Consider the following 15,197-nt stretch of genomic DNA (forward strand, 5'->3'; position numbering starts at 1 on the left):
CGGGAGCGCAAGCAGCGGCGCAGCCGGGAGCGAGCGCAAGCGCGGGAGCGCAAGCAGCGGCGCAGCCGGGAGCGAGCGCAAGCGCGGGAGCGCAAGCAGCGGCGCAGCCGGGAGCGAGCACAAGCGCGGGAGCGCAGGCGGCGGCGCAGCCTGTACAAGCGCCGCAAGAGGGCGGCAACTTGATCGGGCGTCTTATGAAAACGCTTGGCATCGAGCATGAGCATCAAGCGATGAAGCTGCTGGAGCGGACCATGCCGGATGCCCCGCAGTCGGGACTGTCTCATGCATCGGCCGGTGCGCAAGCTGACTTTGCCAAATCGGCGGACACGCTCAAAAGTCTGCTGATGCAGCTGTCACAGGCTTCCGATGCTCCGCAAGGCTTGAAGGACGCGGCCCAGCAGGCGGTGCAGCAAATTACCGGACAGCAGCTCATGTTAAGCGCCGACCGGAATGCGATGCTTTCTCATCTTACGCTGTTTGTGCCGATCATGCATGCCGGCGGCGAACAAACGGCTGCGGTCCATATTCAATCGCGCAAAGGCAAAAACGGCAGCCTGGACGCCAGTAACTGTCGGCTTGTGTTTGACCTGCGCATGAAAATGCTTGGAGATACCATGGTTGATGTGCAGGTGGTAAATAACATTGTCAGCCTGCATGTTCATAACGATTCGCCTTTTACGCAAGAGCTGCTGGAAGCGCATAAAGAGGAGATTGCGGCCGGACTTGCGTCCATCGGCTATCAATTTATTTCGATGAAGTACAGTCCGTACCCGACAAAAGCCGTTCAGGAGGGCAATGAAGCCGTTTCGGCTTTTGCCGAGACCCTTAACCATCCCGGAGCCGGCCGGCTGCCGAACGCATACTCGCAAAAACCGTATAAGGGAATGGACATTCGGATATGAAGGAGAAACCAGTCGGGTTAAAAAAAGCGGTGGCCCTGAAGTACGCCCCCGAAATGTCGGATGCCCCGAAGGTCATCGCCAAAGGAAAGGGCAGAGTCGCCGAGCAAATTATGGAGAAAGCCAAGGAGAGCGGCGTTCCGATTCAGGAAGACGCTTCCCTGGTCGAAGTATTGTCCAAGCTTGACTTGGATCAAGAAATACCGCCGGAGCTCTATAAACTGGTCGCCGAGGTGCTTAGTTATATTTACCGTTCGGATCAACGAGCCAAGGAATGGAGGAGCGATGTCCGATGAAGGAAGCCCGGCTGAGCCGCAAGGAGCTCGGAGCCCTCGGTGAAGCGGCTGCGGCCGATCATTTGCAGAGGCAAGGATTGAAGCTCCGTACCCGAAACTGGCGCTGCCGGACCGGCGAAATCGACTTGATTGCCGAGGATCACGATATTTTGGTTTTTATCGAGGTACGGACCCGTAGCATAGGCGGGACCTTCGGCACGCCGCAGGAGTCGGTCAACCCGCGCAAGCAGCGGCAGGTGATGGAGACCGCTCAAGTATACATGCATATGCAGCGGCTCCAGGACAAGCAGGTCCGTTTCGACGTCATCTCGATCCAAACGGACCCGACCGGCGCCGTCCGGGAGCTTGAGCATATCCGCAACGCTTTTTAACCGAAAAGCGTATGCGGATTTATTTTTTTATCGAGCACCCGATACTGCAGCGCCTCGGCCACATGATCTGCCCGGATTTCGGACTGCCCTTCCAGATCGGCGATCGTGCGCGCGATTTTCAGAATCCGGTCATGCGCGCGCACGCTCAAACCGAGCGCTGAAAAGGACCGCTCCAGCAGCTGCGCAGAGGGAGGGTCCAGCTTTACATGCTCCTGCAGCTTTTTGCCGTTAAGCTCACTGTTAAACATGATACCCGCCTCAGCGTATCGGCGTTTTTGGATTTCGTGCGCCCGCTCCACGGCGTCGCGCATTTCGGCAGACGACAAAGGCTGCTGCGGCCCGCGTAAGTCCTTATACTCGATTCTCGGCACTTCGACGTGCAGATCAATCCGGTCCAGGAGCGGCCCGGAAATTTTCGCGCGATAATGCGATATTTTAAGCGGACTGCATACGCAGCCTTGCTGATCGCTCGCCGCTCCCCAATACCCGCACGGACACGGATTCATCGAGGCCGCGAGCAGGAAATGCGCCGGGAAGCGATAAACGGCCCGCGCGCGGCCGATGGTCACAAACCGGTCCTCCATCGGTTGGCGCAGCACTTCCAGGGCGACCCGGGAAAACTCCGGAAGCTCGTCCAGAAAAAGTACGCCGCGATGCGCCAGGCTTACTTCTCCAGGCTTGGGAATGCCCCCGCCTCCCACAAGGCCTCCGGCGGAAATCGTATGATGAGGCATCCGAAACGGTCGCTCGCGGATGAGCTGCCGCCGGTCGGCGAATTTTCCCGAAGCGCTGTAAATTTTCGTGACGTCCAGCGACTCCGAATCGCTCATGGGCGGCAAAATGGTAGGAAGTCTTTTGGCCAGCATCGTCTTGCCGGTCCCCGGAGGACCGATAAGGATGAAATTGTGCATGCCGGCCGCACTGATCATGAGTGCCCGCTTGACATGGAGCTGACCGCTGACGTCGGCATAATCGTCCTCCGCTGTACTCGTTTCCCGAGAAGCAGCCGTTAAAGATTCCATCGGCCCGGCACTCAATTCCTCGGCTCCGCCAGCAACAGCCGCCTCCGCATCCCCCTCGGACTTCCGAAACTGGCTCAAATGCCGAACGCAGCGAACCTCGCACCCTCCGATCCAAGCGGCTTCCTCCGCATTTTCCGCCGGTACGATCACACGGGCTATTCCGTGTTCCCGGGCCGTTGCGATCATCGACAAGACGCCGGGGACCGACCGGACGGACCCGTCCAGCGCAAGCTCCCCGATAATCAACGTATCGCTTAGCGCTTCGTCCGGCAGTTGCCCGCTCGTTTTGAGAATGCCGAGGGCAATGGCCAAATCGAAGGCCGAGCCTTCTTTCCGCAGGTCCGCCGGCGCCAGATTCACCGTGATCCGCTGCAAAGGAAACGTAAATCCGCAATTTTTGATCGCGGCCCGGACGCGCTCCATCGACTCTTTGATGGCCACATCAGGCAGCCCGACGATCATCATTTGCGGCAAACCGTTGCTCAGATCCACCTCGACTTCGACGAGCTTTCCGTCCACGCCATGCAGACAAGCGCTTACCACTTTCCCGTACATAAATAAACACACCTCTCCCATGTCGATTCATGGCGAAAGGTGCTTCCTTATCTGCCGTATTCACTTACCTGTATTGTAATATGTCCCCTTGTCCAGCGCAACCGAATCGTACCGATCCAGGATGTTTCCGGATAAAAAATCAACAATTGGCAAACATACTCGATGAGGTGATCATGAGATGCAGGAAAAACCTTACTTTTGTCCGAACTGCCGTTCCAACCGGATCAAATTCAGTATGATCTCGAGCTTTTCCCAGCCTTTTATCAAGGATGCGATTTCCGGAACCGTCCAAGAGGTGGCCGAACCGCAGCGCATCGACGAAACCGAACCGACCATTCAATGCATGGTATGCAGTTTTACCGGAAACGAAATGCGTTTTTTAAAGCAAGCGGAGCGGGAGCCCCGGGCGGGAACGCCGGCCAACCCGACTTATTATTAACAGGTATTGCGTGCGGCGCATCTATTTTCGGTATGCAGAGTATCGGGTAGATGCGCTTTTTACATATTTCGCAGCCGCGCATGGTTAATTTTCCAAATAACTATTCTTTTCGACGCTTATAAAAAAGATGTATCAAATATTTAACACAAAATATAAGGAAACCGCTCGAAAAAAGTGGTACAATGATAAAGGTTTGCCGTTTAGGACATGCTAGTGTTTGGCAACCGGACGTTTATTAGCGAGTGGACTCGTCCCGAGCTTGGGAAGGGTCGATTCCATATAGTAAGTTATTACTGATAGGAGGATTTTGCTAAATGAATATCCATGAGTATCAAGGCAAAGCAGTGCTGAAACAGTACGGGGTTGCCGTACCGGAAGGAAAAGTGGCTTTCACGGTAGACGAAGCGGTGGAAGCAGCGAAATCGCTGGGTACTCCCGTAGTTGTCGTCAAAGCGCAAATTCACGCCGGCGGCCGCGGTAAAGCGGGCGGCGTCAAAGTTGCCAAGAATCTCGACGAAGTTCGTACATACGCACAGGAAATCCTGGGTAAAGTCCTCGTTACGCATCAAACCGGTCCGGAAGGTAAAGAAGTAAAACGCCTCCTGATCGAGCAAGGCTGCGATATTAAGAAAGAATATTACATCGGCCTTGTGGTCGACCGCGCTACGGGCCGCGTCGTCATGATGGCTTCCGAAGAAGGCGGAACGGAGATCGAAGAAGTAGCCGCCCACACTCCGGAGAAAATCTTCAAAGAAGTAATCGATCCGGCTGTCGGTCTGCAAGCGTTTCAAGCGCGCAAGCTGGCTTATGCCATCAATATTCCGGGCGAGCTCGTAAGCAAAGCCGTTAAATTCATGACCGCTTTGTATACCGCTTTCGTCGAAAAAGATTGCTCCATCGCCGAAATCAACCCGCTCGTTGTTACGGGTGACGGCAACGTTATGGCGCTTGACGCGAAGCTGAACTTCGACTCCAACGCGCTATTCCGTCATAAAGACATCCTTGAGCTGCGCGACCTGGACGAAGAGGACGCAAAAGAAATCGAAGCTTCCAAATTCGACCTGAGCTACATCGCGCTCGACGGCAATATCGGCTGCATGGTTAACGGTGCAGGTCTGGCTATGGCGACGATGGATATCATCAAATACTATGGCGGCGAACCGGCCAACTTCCTCGATGTAGGGGGCGGCGCTACGAAAGAGAAAGTAACCGAAGCGTTCAAAATCATCCTGTCCGACGAGAATGTAAAAGGAATTTTCGTTAACATTTTCGGCGGCATCATGAAGTGCGACATTATCGCTGAAGGCGTTGTGGCTGCAGCGAAGGAACTGGGTCTGGACCGTCCGCTTGTCGTACGTCTGGAAGGCACGAACGTGGATCTCGGCAAAAAGATTTTGAACGAATCCGGTTTGAACATCGTAGCAGCCGATTCGATGGCCGACGGCGCGCAAAAAATCGTTGCGCTGGTGAAGTAATTTCTCTTACGAAGCAGCACCTTTCTTCTTCCATACTATTAGAGGATGTGAATTTTAACCATGTCTATTTTGGTTGATAAAAATACGAAGGTCATCACTCAGAACATGACAGGCAAGACAGGCATGTTCCATACGCTGGGCGGCCTGGAGTACGGCACGCAAATGGTAGCCGGCGCGGTTCCTGGCAAAGGCGGCACGAATGTTGATTTCACGCTGGAAAACGGCACGACGGTAACTCTTCCGGTGTACAACACTGTACTGGAAGCAAAAAATGCAACCGGCGCTACCGCTTCGGTTATCTACGTTCCGCCGGCTTTCGCTGCGGATTCGATCATGGAAGCCGTTGACGCTGAGCTCGATCTCGTCATCTGCATCACGGAAGGCATTCCGGTGCTGGATATGGTCAAAGTCAGCCGTTACATGGAAGGTAAAAAGACCCGTTTGATCGGGCCGAACTGCCCAGGCGTCATCACTCCGGGCGAGTGCAAAATCGGCATCATGCCGGGCTACATCCATACACCGGGTCATGTCGGCGTCGTATCCCGAAGCGGAACGCTGACTTACGAAGCGGTACATCAGCTGACGACTCGCGGCATCGGCCAATCGTCTGCCGTAGGAATCGGCGGCGACCCGGTTAAAGGCTCCGAGTTCATCGATATCCTGAAGCTGTTCAATGAAGATCCGGATACTTATGCCGTCATCATGATCGGTGAAATCGGCGGTTCCGCAGAAGAAGAAGCGGCAGAGTGGATCGCAGCGAACATGAAGAAGCCGGTTGTCGGCTTCATCGGCGGTCAAACGGCGCCTCCAGGAAAACGGATGGGCCACGCAGGCGCCATCATTTCCGGCGGCAAAGGTACGGCAGCGGAGAAAGTCGCAACGATGGAACGCTGCGGTATCAAAGTAGCGCCGACACCTTCCGAAATGGGCTCCACTCTGGTGAGCGTATTGGAAGAAAAAGGCCTGCTCGAAAAGTGCATCACCAAGAAGTAAGCCGCCTTTCGCATCAATGACGAGATGGCAAGCAGCCTCTCAAACCCGTATGAAATACGGGTTTGAGAGGCTTTTTTATTTTTTGGCTATACCTTACAAATGAAGAAAGTTGTTTCTGACCAAAGGAGTGAGCTATACTATATGGACAACCGAAGCATGCTATTTGCCTTGCATCATATGGAAGGTGTCGGTTCGAAGACGATTGGCCGGCTGATGCGGCAGTTTCCGCGGTTATGCGATATCCTTTCGCTTAGTTATGCCGATTGGCTTGAATTTGGCCTGACCCCGGTCCGGGCCGAACAAATGGCTAGAGGACTCGGCAAATTAACCGAAGCTCAATTGGACGCCACGCGATCCCGTTACGAGGAACTGCACATCGAGTGGGTGGTCCTTGGGGATGACCGTTATCCGACGATGCTTTTGGAGACAGCCGACCCGCCTCGGATCTTGTATTACCGGGGACAACTGGATATCGTCAACCGCCCGTGCATTGCCATGGTCGGCACGCGCACTCCGACCGCTTACGGGAAAATGACGGCCGAGCGTCTGGCCGAATCATTATCTACAGCAGGCGTATGCGTGGTAAGCGGGCTCGCCCGAGGGATTGACAGCACAGCCCACGAAGGAGCTTTGCGCAGCCACGGGAGCACCGTAGCCGTACTGGGCTGTAGTATCGAGACGGTGTATCCACCCGAGAACAAAACTTTATACCGTAAAATTTCCGAATCCGGGCTGATTTTGTCTGAATACCCGCTCGGCACAAGGCCGCATCCCGGCTTGTTTCCGCAGCGCAACCGCATTATTGCCGGTTTGAGCCTTGGAGTTGTCGTAGTTGAAGCGGCACTGAAAAGCGGCTCCCTGATCACGGTCGACCAGGCACTGGAAGCTTCGCGCGACGTGTTTGCCGTTCCCGGCCCGATCTCCTCTCCCAAGAGCGAAGGCACACTATCCCTGCTGAAGCAGGGGGCCAAGCTGGTTACCGGAGCGGCGGACATCTTGGAGGAATACGCGGGCCGGATATCCTTGGATCAAAAGGCATACATTATGAATACAACGGAAGCAGTGCCTGTCTTGTCCAAAGACGAGCAAAAAATCGTTGACATGCTTCGTTACCGTCCGCTTACGATCGACGAATTGCTTTCGCAAAGCCAATTTACCTTTGGACATTTGCATTCAGTTCTGATAAATTTACTAATGACGCGCAGGATCGTCGAACTACCGGGTTCGGTGTACGCCGTACCTTGATGGTCATACATATTTCCATTGTCGAAGGGGGCAAGACCCTATGGCCGATTCGTTAGTCATTGTGGAGTCACCCGCAAAAGCCAAAACGATCAGCAAATATTTAGGAAGCAAATATATTGTAAAAGCATCGATGGGACATATTCGGGATTTACCGAAGAGCCAGATCGGAGTCGAAGTTCAGAAAAACTTTGAACCGAAATATATTACGATCCGGGGCAAAGGCTCCGTACTCAAAGAGCTTAAAGACGCAAGCAAGCGCGTGAAAAAAGTATATCTGGCGGCGGACCCTGATCGCGAAGGCGAGGCGATTGCCTGGCACTTGGCTCATTATCTTGAGCTCTCCGATCAGGAGGCGTGCCGTGTCGTGTTCAACGAGATCACGAAGCAGGCGGTCAAGGATGCATTCAAGACCCCCCGCAAAATCAATCAGGATCTGGTGAACGCGCAGCAGGCCCGGCGCATACTGGACCGGCTGGTAGGCTACAAAATCAGCCCGCTGCTTTGGAAGAAGGTCAAGAAAGGGCTATCCGCCGGACGGGTGCAATCCGTGGCTGTAAAGCTGATCTATGACCGCGAGAATGAGATTAAAGCGTTCGTGCCCGAAGAATATTGGACCATTACGGCCAAATTATCCTCGGGGAAAGCGGATTTTGATGCGAAGTTTTACAGCGTAGACGGCGAAAAGAAAGAACTGAAGAACGAAGCAGAAGTGAACGCTGTCTTGGCCTCGCTTCAGAAGGCCGAGTTTATTGTAAGCGAAGTCAAGGAAAAGGAACGTCTACGCAATCCGTCCCCTCCTTTCATTACAAGCTCGCTTCAGCAGGAGGCGGCCCGGAAATTAAACTTTCGCGCGGCCAAGACGATGTCGGTAGCGCAGCAATTATATGAAGGAATCGATCTCGGCAGCGAAGGTACGGTCGGTTTGATTACGTATATGCGTACCGATTCGACGCGGATTTCTCCTGTAGCCCAGGAAGAAGCGAAAGACTATATCGTGCAAAAATTCGGGGAGTCCTTTTATCCCGAAACGCCGCGCGTTTATACGAAGAAAAATACGAACGCGCAGGATGCGCACGAAGCGATTCGTCCGAGCTCGGTGCTGCGCGAGCCGGATCAGATCAAACAGCACTTGAGCCGCGATCAGTATCGCCTCTACAAGCTCGTTTGGGAACGCTTCGTCGCGAGCCAGATGGCTTCTGCGGTTCTGGATACGATGACCGTCGATTTGACGGCCGCCAATACCATTTTCCGGGCCGTCGGTTCGAAGGTGAAGTTCCACGGCTTTATGAAGGTGTATGTGGAAGGAAACGACGATGCTGCGGTAGATACAGGGGATGACGATAAGCTGCTCCCGCCACTGAAAGAAGGGGATAAGGTAAAAAAGCAGCAGATCGACCCGAAGCAGCATTTTACGCAGCCTCCGCCGCGTTTTACGGAAGCGCGATTGGTTAAGGCGTTGGAAGAAATGGGCATCGGACGTCCGAGCACCTACGCTCCGACCCTCGAAACGATCCAAAAGCGCGGTTATGTAGCTATAGAAGAAAAGAAATTTGTGCCGACCGAGCTCGGTGAGCTGGTTATTCAACAGATGATCGAATTTTTTCCGGAAATTTTGGACGTGGATTTCACCGCCCATATGGAAGAGGGACTGGACCACATCGAGGAAGGGAAAGAAGATTGGGTCCGCGTGCTGAGCGAGTTTTACGAGTCGTTCGAGAAGCGGCTTGAAGTGGCTGAGGAAGAGATGGAGAAAGTCGAGATTCAGGACGAGGTTTCCGATGAGATTTGCGAGAAATGCGGCCGTCATTTCGTCTACAAGATGGGACGGTTCGGCAAGTTTCTGGCCTGCTCCGGTTTCCCGGATTGCCGCAATACAAAGCCGATCGTCAAGGATACCGGCGTCACCTGTCCGAATTGCCACGAAGGGAAAATCATCGAACGCCGCAGCAAAAAAGGGCGCATCTTCTATGGATGCGACCGCTATCCGGAATGCGATTTCGTCTCGTGGGATAAACCGGTAGGGTACCCGTGTCCGAAGTGCGGCGCGATGCTCGTCGAAAAGCGAAACAAATCAGGAACGTTCGTCCAATGCGTGTCCTGCGACTTTAGAGAAGAAGCGAAAGAAGAGCAAGATCAGGACTAACTTGTCATCTGGCTTCATATAGGAGGAACGGAAGTTGACTGTCTTACCGAAAGTGACTGTCATCGGCGCGGGCTTGGCTGGCAGCGAAGCCGCGTGGCAAATCGCAAGCCAAGGCGTGCCGGTGGTTTTATATGAAATGCGTCCCGTGAAAAAAACGCCTGCGCACATTTCCGATCAATTCGCCGAGCTCGTCTGCAGCAATTCGCTGCGGGCGAACGGATTGACGAACGCGGTGGGCGTATTGAAGGAAGAAATGCGCATCCTGAACTCGTTAATATTGCGTGCAGCCGACAAGCATGCCGTTCCGGCCGGCGGGGCGCTTGCCGTCGACCGGGAAGGCTTCTCGGGCGAGGTAACGTCCTTGCTGCGCAACCATCCGCTGATCGAGGTGCGCAACGAGGAGCTGGAGTCGCTTCCTGAAGGAATTGTCGTCGTTGCGACCGGACCGCTAACCTCACCTGCGCTTTCCAAGCATTTGCAGGAGCTGACGGGCGAGGAGTACTTATACTTCTATGACGCGGCTGCGCCGATTGTGGAAAAAGAATCGATCGATATGAGCAAAGTTTATCTCGCCTCCCGTTATGATAAGGGCGAGGCTGCCTATTTGAACTGCCCGATGACCGAAGAGGAATTTACGGTGTTCTACGAGGCCTTGATCTCCGCGGAAACGGCGCCGATGAAGGAGTTCGAGAAAGAGATTTATTTCGAAGGCTGCATGCCGATCGAAGTGATGGCGAAGCGCGGCCGGCAAACCGTCTTATTCGGTCCGATGAAGCCCGTTGGGCTAATCAATCCGCATACGGGCGAATTGCCTTACGCAGTCGTTCAGCTGCGCCAGGATAATGCGGCCGGCACGCTCTATAATTTGGTAGGCTTTCAGACCCACTTGAAGTGGGGCGAACAGAAACGGGTACTTTCCCTTATTCCCGGATTGGAAAACGCGGAGTTTGTCCGGTACGGCGTCATGCACCGCAATACGTTCATCAATTCGCCAAGGCTGCTGCGTCCTACGTACCAGTTCAAAGACCGGGACAGCCTGTTCTTTGCCGGACAGATGACCGGTGTGGAAGGATACGTCGAATCGGCTGCTTCGGGGCTCATTGCGGGGATGAACGCGGCGCGCTACGCCAAAGGGGAGGAGATGTTCGTACTGCCTCCGGATACCGCGCTCGGCAGCATGGCGCAATACATCACGACGGCCGATTTCAAGCATTTTCAGCCGATGAACGCCAACTTCGGGCTTTTTGCGCCGCTTGACGAGAAGATCAAAAACAAGAAGCTGAAGTATGAAAAAATTGCTACGCGTGCAATTGAGAAAATTCAGAATTTTTCACAAAACCTATACAATTCGCCTTGTAAATAAAACATGTACTGTGTTACGATAGATCACGAATATAATCTCGCTCCGTTAATACGGAGCTTTCGCCAAACTAAGCTTGAAACAGCTTAGTTTTCGTCTTGTAGACAACTAATTTATGCACCATCTACGAAGTTCCGGAAGCCCGCAGCAAGTGCAATTGTGGGCGGAAAAGCGCTTAATCCGAAGCTTTTCTTTACAATGAGGAGGAATATCGGGCCCATGGAGCAATTTCACGCCACGACGATTTTTGCCGTCCGCCATCAGGGCAAGGGCGCTATTGCAGGGGACGGCCAAGTGACCTTCGGTAACAGCATGGTCATGAAGAGTCAAGCCAAAAAAGTGAGAAGATTGTATCGCGGCAACGTCATAGCCGGGTTTGCCGGGTCGGTCGCCGATGCGATTACATTATTCGAGAAGTTCGAGGCGAAGCTGGAGGAGCATCACGGCAATTTGCAGCGGTCTGCCGTCGAACTGACCAAAGATTGGCGTCAGGATCGCGTGCTGCGCAGACTGGAAGCGATGATGATCGTGATGGACCGAAGCGGTCTGCTGCTTTTATCCGGCAACGGGGAAATCATCGAGCCGGACGACGGTATCCTGGCGATCGGTTCCGGGGGCAGCTTTGCGCTCGCCGCAGGCCGGGCGCTGCACCGTTATGCGCCGCAGATGAGCGCGAAGGAAATCGCCCATGCCGCGCTTACGATGGCGGCGGAGATTTGCGTGTTTACGAATCACAATATCATTGTCGAAGAAATCGAATGATCCAGGAGGTTATGACGTTGAAGCAAATAGCCTTAACCCCCAGAGAAATCGTAGCCGAATTGGATAAGTATATCGTCGGACAGAAGCAGGCCAAGAAGTCCGTTGCTGTCGCGCTGCGAAACCGGTACCGCCGGAGCCTGCTCGAAGAATCGCTCCGCGACGAGATCGCACCGAAGAACCTGTTAATGATCGGACCGACTGGCGTCGGCAAGACGGAAATTGCCCGCCGCATGGCAAAGCTGGTCAATGCGCCGTTTATCAAGGTCGAGGCGACCAAATTTACGGAAGTCGGATACGTCGGACGCGATGTCGAGTCGATGGTCCGGGACTTGGTGGAAACGTCGATCCGCATGGTAAAAGCTGAGAAAACCGATAAGCTTAAGGACCGTGCGGAACAAATGGTTAACGACCGGATCGTATCCATCCTTGTACCTAGTCCATCCAAGCACCGGGGCCAGCGCAATCCGCTGGAAATGCTGTTTGGCCAGCAGAATGCAGGCCATACGGATACGGAGCCGGAAACGGATTCGTCGATTGCGTCCCAGAGGCAGGAAGTTAGGGAGCGTCTTCTGCGTGGCGAGCTTGAGAATCAAGTGATCGAAATCGAGGTGGAGGATAGCTCCCCTTCGATGTTCGATATGCTGGCGGGACAGGGCAACGACCAGGCGGGCATGAATATGCAGGAGCTGTTCGGAAGCCTGATGCCGAAGCGCACGAAAAAGCGCAAGCTCCCGATCAAAGAAGCGCGCAAGGTGCTGCTTCAAGAGGAGGCCCAAAAGCTGCTGGATATGGACGAAGTGATCCAGGAAGCGGTGAAGCGAGCCGAGCAGGGCGGCATCATTTTCATCGACGAGATCGATAAGATATGCAGCTCCAGCCGCGGCAGTGGGCCGGACGTCTCACGTGAGGGCGTGCAGCGGGACATTTTGCCTATTGTCGAGGGATCGACCGTCATGACCAAATACGGCCCTGTAAAAACGGATTATATCCTGTTTGTGGCGGCAGGGGCATTCCATATCGCAAAACCGTCGGATTTAATTCCCGAGCTTCAGGGGCGGTTTCCGATCCGGGTCGAGCTAAGCAGTTTATCGGAGCAGGACTTTGTGCTCATATTGAAAGAGCCGAAAAATGCATTAACCAAACAATATACGGCACTGCTGGAAACGGAAGGGATACGTGTCGAGTTTTCCGACGAAGCGATTCTGGAAATTGCCCGGATTGCCGCTGACGTGAATCAGAATACCGATAACATCGGCGCCCGCCGTCTGCATACCATTTTAGAGAAATTGCTGGAAGATTTGTCCTTTGAAGCGCCGGAAATCACGCTTGAGCAAATCGTAATCTCACCGGAGTATGTCAGGGAAAAGCTGTCCGGTATCGTGCAGAACCGGGATCTCAGCCAGTACATTTTGTAATGTCAACTTGGAGGCAAGACTAATGACACTTTTGATGAAAACCAGAAGGCTGAATAAACTGCTGCAAAAGGAAGCGGGGAACCCAGTCAGCTTTATGGATATGGCCGCGGTGCTGAGCGATATTTTGCAGGCGGATATATTTGTCGTCAGTCGGAGAGGAAAGGTGCTGGGGAGCGCATTCACAACGCCCGTATTCGAGGCCGGCGTCAACGAAACGGTGCTGCAGGAAAACCGGTTTCCGTCCGAATACAACCAGCTTTTGCTCAAGGTGGAGGAGACGTCCTCCAACCTGGAGGCAGGAAGCGAATTCGATATCTTTCGACAAATTTCGCACGATGCCGGCTTTTACATGACGATTGTTCCGATCATCGGCGGCGGCGAACGGTTGGGAACACTCGTTCTCACGAAGCGCAACGGCATGTTTATTGATGATGATTTGATTTTGGCAGAATATGGGTCAACTGTTGTGGCGATGGAGATTTTGCGCGAAAAAGCGGAGCAGATTGAGATCGAAGCCCGGGGCAAAGCGGTCGTTCAGGTGGCGGTCGGTTCATTATCCTTCAGCGAGCTGGAAGCGGTGGAACATATATTCGAGCAGCTCGAAGGGTCGGAAGGCCTACTTGTGGCCAGTAAAATCGCGGACCGCGTAGGGATTACCCGTTCGGTGATTGTCAATGCTCTGCGCAAGCTGGAAAGCGCCGGTGTCATTGAAACGCGTTCGCTCGGAATGAAGGGAACGTACATTCGTGTTTTGAACGATCAATTGATGGCTGGAATCCAAAGTGTGAAAGCGTAGCCAACATTCTCAAAAAGGTGAAATATTTAACATTTCGGGCTCTATATGCAAATATAGGGCTTTTTTCATATTGTATTCACTTCCAAGATCTCTCAATATAGATGTAGTTCTCGTTTACTACATTTTACGACAAACCGTATTGTATTTTTTTTATGTTTAGATGTCGAAGGAAGGAGGATATTACGTTATCTTGTTGAATAACTAGATTCAGAATCATCCTTGGAAAGTGGGAGTCAACGCATGAATATTTTAAACAAGCCCTCATTTCAAACGCTGGAGCGTGCCCTTGATGCCGCCACACTTAGGCAAAAAGTGATTGCCGACAATGTGGCAAATGTCGACACGCCCTTTTTCAAACGGTCGGAAGTTCGTTTTGAAGAACTGCTGCAGCAGGAAATGAACGGAGCCGGGATTGAAGGGTATCGGACCGATCCGAGGCATTTTTATATCGGACGTCCGGCAAAGCCGGAGCCACAAATCGTTCGTGACAACCAATCCATGATTAACAACAACTTGAATAACGTCGATATCGATTACGAAATGGCGCTCATGGCCAAAAACCAACTTCGATACAACGTAATGGTCCAGCAAGTCAGCGGCGAGATCAAAAAAATCAGAACAGCTATCGGCGGGAGAGGGTAACGGATGAGACTTACAAACGGATTTGACATCAGTTCTTCCGCACTAACGGCGCAGCGCTTTCGGATGGACGTTATTTCGTCTAATATCGCCAATGCGGATTCGACAAGAGCGCAGATGGTAAACGGCAAATGGGTCCCGTATCAGCGCAAACTGGTGTCTTTCGAACCAAAACAGCAAAATTTCGGCGAGTCGCTTGCCAATGCCATGTCCGGTAAAAATTCGGGAGCCGGGGACGGCGTACGGGTAACTCAAGTGATCCAAGATCCTTCTCCTTTTAGACAGCATTATGACCCGACGCATCCGGATGCGGACGAGAACGGCATGGTACTTTTGCCCAATGTAGACATTTTGAAAGAAATGGTCGATATGATCTCGGCTACCCGGTCCTACGAAGCCAACGTCACCGCACTGAACGCTTCCAAGGCTTTGATCGGGAAAGCGTTGGAAATCGGGAAATAGTTAACGTAAAGGAGTAATAATCATGATCGAATCCCTGAAATTGCAGCAGCCGCAGCAGATTGCCGGCGCCGTTCAGCCTAAAATAACTAGCGCATCTGAAGTGACGGACCAATTCGGAAAATTTTTGAGCGATGCGATCGCCGACCTGAATAACCAGCAGTCCACTTCGGATGTCATGAAGGATCAGTTTGTCAAAGGAGAAATTTCCGACGTGCATCAACTGATGATCGCCTCTGAAAAAGCGTCCTTGGGATTAGAGCTCACGGTTCAAGTGCGAAACAAAGTCATCGAGGCTTATCAAGAAATCATGAGAACGCAAATCTAA

15 protein-coding genes and 1 pseudogene are annotated in these 15,197 nt (G+C 53.0%); 15 read left to right on the plus strand and 1 reads right to left on the minus strand.

Features of this window, described 5'->3' with window-relative positions:
* From KQX66_RS16655 to KQX66_RS16665, 3 genes and pseudogenes are all read left to right on the plus strand, one after another.
* Window positions 1-902: pseudogene (locus KQX66_RS16655) on the plus strand (hypothetical protein); the annotation flags it as partial.
* On the plus strand, window positions 899-1,195 hold the full coding sequence (locus KQX66_RS16660) for an EscU/YscU/HrcU family type III secretion system export apparatus switch protein (RefSeq protein WP_054972431.1): 297 nt from the start codon (window positions 899-901) through the stop codon (window positions 1,193-1,195). The pseudogene KQX66_RS16655 and the gene KQX66_RS16660, both read left to right, overlap by 4 nt.
* Window positions 1,192-1,566, plus strand: coding sequence for a YraN family protein (locus KQX66_RS16665; protein ID WP_216793959.1), 375 nt, complete (start codon window positions 1,192-1,194; stop codon window positions 1,564-1,566). Before KQX66_RS16660 ends, KQX66_RS16665 begins: the two co-directional genes overlap by 4 nt.
* On the opposite strand, the gene KQX66_RS16670 is transcribed toward KQX66_RS16665, so the two are convergent.
* Window positions 1,563-3,143, minus strand: a complete 1,581-nt coding sequence (locus KQX66_RS16670) for a YifB family Mg chelatase-like AAA ATPase (RefSeq protein WP_216793960.1) — start codon at window positions 3,141-3,143, stop codon at window positions 1,563-1,565. The two genes, KQX66_RS16665 and KQX66_RS16670, sit on opposite strands and share 4 nt — an antisense overlap.
* A gap of 178 nt (window positions 3,144-3,321) precedes the next feature.
* Here KQX66_RS16670 and KQX66_RS16675 point away from each other — a divergent pair, with 178 nt between their 5' ends.
* From KQX66_RS16675 to fliE, 12 genes are all read left to right on the plus strand, one after another.
* Complete coding sequence (locus KQX66_RS16675) at window positions 3,322-3,582, plus strand: hypothetical protein (RefSeq protein ID WP_216793961.1); 261 nt, start codon at window positions 3,322-3,324, stop codon at window positions 3,580-3,582.
* Window positions 3,583-3,896: 314 nt separating this feature from the next.
* A complete protein-coding gene (sucC, locus tag KQX66_RS16680; protein ID WP_063186328.1) occupies window positions 3,897-5,057 on the plus strand; it encodes an ADP-forming succinate--CoA ligase subunit beta in 1,161 nt (386 codons plus the stop codon).
* A gap of 60 nt (window positions 5,058-5,117) precedes the next feature.
* On the plus strand, window positions 5,118-6,050 hold the full coding sequence (gene sucD, locus KQX66_RS16685) for a succinate--CoA ligase subunit alpha (RefSeq protein ID WP_010491325.1): 933 nt from the start codon (window positions 5,118-5,120) through the stop codon (window positions 6,048-6,050).
* Window positions 6,051-6,191: 141 nt separating this feature from the next.
* Window positions 6,192-7,295, plus strand: a complete 1,104-nt coding sequence (dprA, locus tag KQX66_RS16690; protein WP_216793962.1) for a DNA-processing protein DprA — start codon at window positions 6,192-6,194, stop codon at window positions 7,293-7,295.
* A 40-nt stretch (window positions 7,296-7,335) separates the two neighbouring features.
* Window positions 7,336-9,438 carry a type I DNA topoisomerase gene (topA, locus tag KQX66_RS16695; protein WP_216793963.1) on the plus strand — a complete coding sequence of 701 codons (2,103 nt, stop codon included), beginning with the start codon at window positions 7,336-7,338 and terminating at the stop codon, window positions 9,436-9,438.
* A 34-nt stretch (window positions 9,439-9,472) separates the two neighbouring features.
* Window positions 9,473-10,801 carry an FADH(2)-oxidizing methylenetetrahydrofolate--tRNA-(uracil(54)-C(5))-methyltransferase TrmFO gene (trmFO, locus tag KQX66_RS16700; protein WP_216793964.1) on the plus strand — a complete coding sequence of 443 codons (1,329 nt, stop codon included), beginning with the start codon at window positions 9,473-9,475 and terminating at the stop codon, window positions 10,799-10,801.
* Between the two features lie 216 nt (window positions 10,802-11,017).
* Window positions 11,018-11,560 (plus strand): ATP-dependent protease subunit HslV, encoded by a 543-nt coding sequence (gene hslV, locus KQX66_RS16705; RefSeq protein WP_010491321.1) that lies wholly within the window; start codon window positions 11,018-11,020, stop codon window positions 11,558-11,560.
* Between the two features lie 11 nt (window positions 11,561-11,571).
* A complete protein-coding gene (hslU, locus tag KQX66_RS16710) occupies window positions 11,572-12,975 on the plus strand; it encodes an ATP-dependent protease ATPase subunit HslU (protein ID WP_216793965.1) in 1,404 nt (467 codons plus the stop codon).
* Between the two features lie 22 nt (window positions 12,976-12,997).
* Window positions 12,998-13,771 carry a GTP-sensing pleiotropic transcriptional regulator CodY gene (gene codY / locus KQX66_RS16715; protein WP_216793966.1) on the plus strand — a complete coding sequence of 258 codons (774 nt, stop codon included), beginning with the start codon at window positions 12,998-13,000 and terminating at the stop codon, window positions 13,769-13,771.
* 240 nt (window positions 13,772-14,011) lie between these two features.
* Window positions 14,012-14,413, plus strand: a complete 402-nt coding sequence (flgB, locus tag KQX66_RS16720; protein ID WP_216793967.1) for a flagellar basal body rod protein FlgB — start codon at window positions 14,012-14,014, stop codon at window positions 14,411-14,413.
* Between the two features lie 3 nt (window positions 14,414-14,416).
* Window positions 14,417-14,872: a flagellar basal body rod protein FlgC gene (gene flgC / locus KQX66_RS16725; RefSeq protein WP_054972339.1), complete on the plus strand. Its 456-nt coding sequence runs from the start codon at window positions 14,417-14,419 to the stop codon at window positions 14,870-14,872.
* Window positions 14,873-14,894: 22 nt separating this feature from the next.
* A complete protein-coding gene (gene fliE / locus KQX66_RS16730; protein ID WP_216793968.1) occupies window positions 14,895-15,197 on the plus strand; it encodes a flagellar hook-basal body complex protein FliE in 303 nt (100 codons plus the stop codon).

Source organism: Paenibacillus oleatilyticus (assembly GCF_018998565.1).
Classification (GTDB): Bacteria; Bacillota; Bacilli; order Paenibacillales; family NBRC-103111; genus Paenibacillus_G; species Paenibacillus_G oleatilyticus.

Coding starts and splice junctions, on each gene's coding strand:
- topA (WP_216793963.1), top strand. CDS start 7,336: ATGGCCGATTCGTTAGTCATTGTGGAGTCACCCGCAAAAGCCAAAACG.
- dprA (WP_216793962.1), top strand. CDS start 6,192: ATGGACAACCGAAGCATGCTATTTGCCTTGCATCATATGGAAGGTGTC.
- sucC (WP_063186328.1), top strand. CDS start 3,897: ATGAATATCCATGAGTATCAAGGCAAAGCAGTGCTGAAACAGTACGGG.
- KQX66_RS16670 (WP_216793960.1), bottom strand. CDS start 3,143: ATGTACGGGAAAGTGGTAAGCGCTTGTCTGCATGGCGTGGACGGAAAG.
- hslV (WP_010491321.1), top strand. CDS start 11,018: ATGGAGCAATTTCACGCCACGACGATTTTTGCCGTCCGCCATCAGGGC.
- flgB (WP_216793967.1), top strand. CDS start 14,012: ATGAATATTTTAAACAAGCCCTCATTTCAAACGCTGGAGCGTGCCCTT.
- KQX66_RS16675 (WP_216793961.1), top strand. CDS start 3,322: ATGCAGGAAAAACCTTACTTTTGTCCGAACTGCCGTTCCAACCGGATC.
- flgC (WP_054972339.1), top strand. CDS start 14,417: ATGAGACTTACAAACGGATTTGACATCAGTTCTTCCGCACTAACGGCG.
- sucD (WP_010491325.1), top strand. CDS start 5,118: ATGTCTATTTTGGTTGATAAAAATACGAAGGTCATCACTCAGAACATG.
- fliE (WP_216793968.1), top strand. CDS start 14,895: ATGATCGAATCCCTGAAATTGCAGCAGCCGCAGCAGATTGCCGGCGCC.
- KQX66_RS16665 (WP_216793959.1), top strand. CDS start 1,192: ATGAAGGAAGCCCGGCTGAGCCGCAAGGAGCTCGGAGCCCTCGGTGAA.
- codY (WP_216793966.1), top strand. CDS start 12,998: ATGACACTTTTGATGAAAACCAGAAGGCTGAATAAACTGCTGCAAAAG.
- KQX66_RS16660 (WP_054972431.1), top strand. CDS start 899: ATGAAGGAGAAACCAGTCGGGTTAAAAAAAGCGGTGGCCCTGAAGTAC.
- hslU (WP_216793965.1), top strand. CDS start 11,572: ATGACGTTGAAGCAAATAGCCTTAACCCCCAGAGAAATCGTAGCCGAA.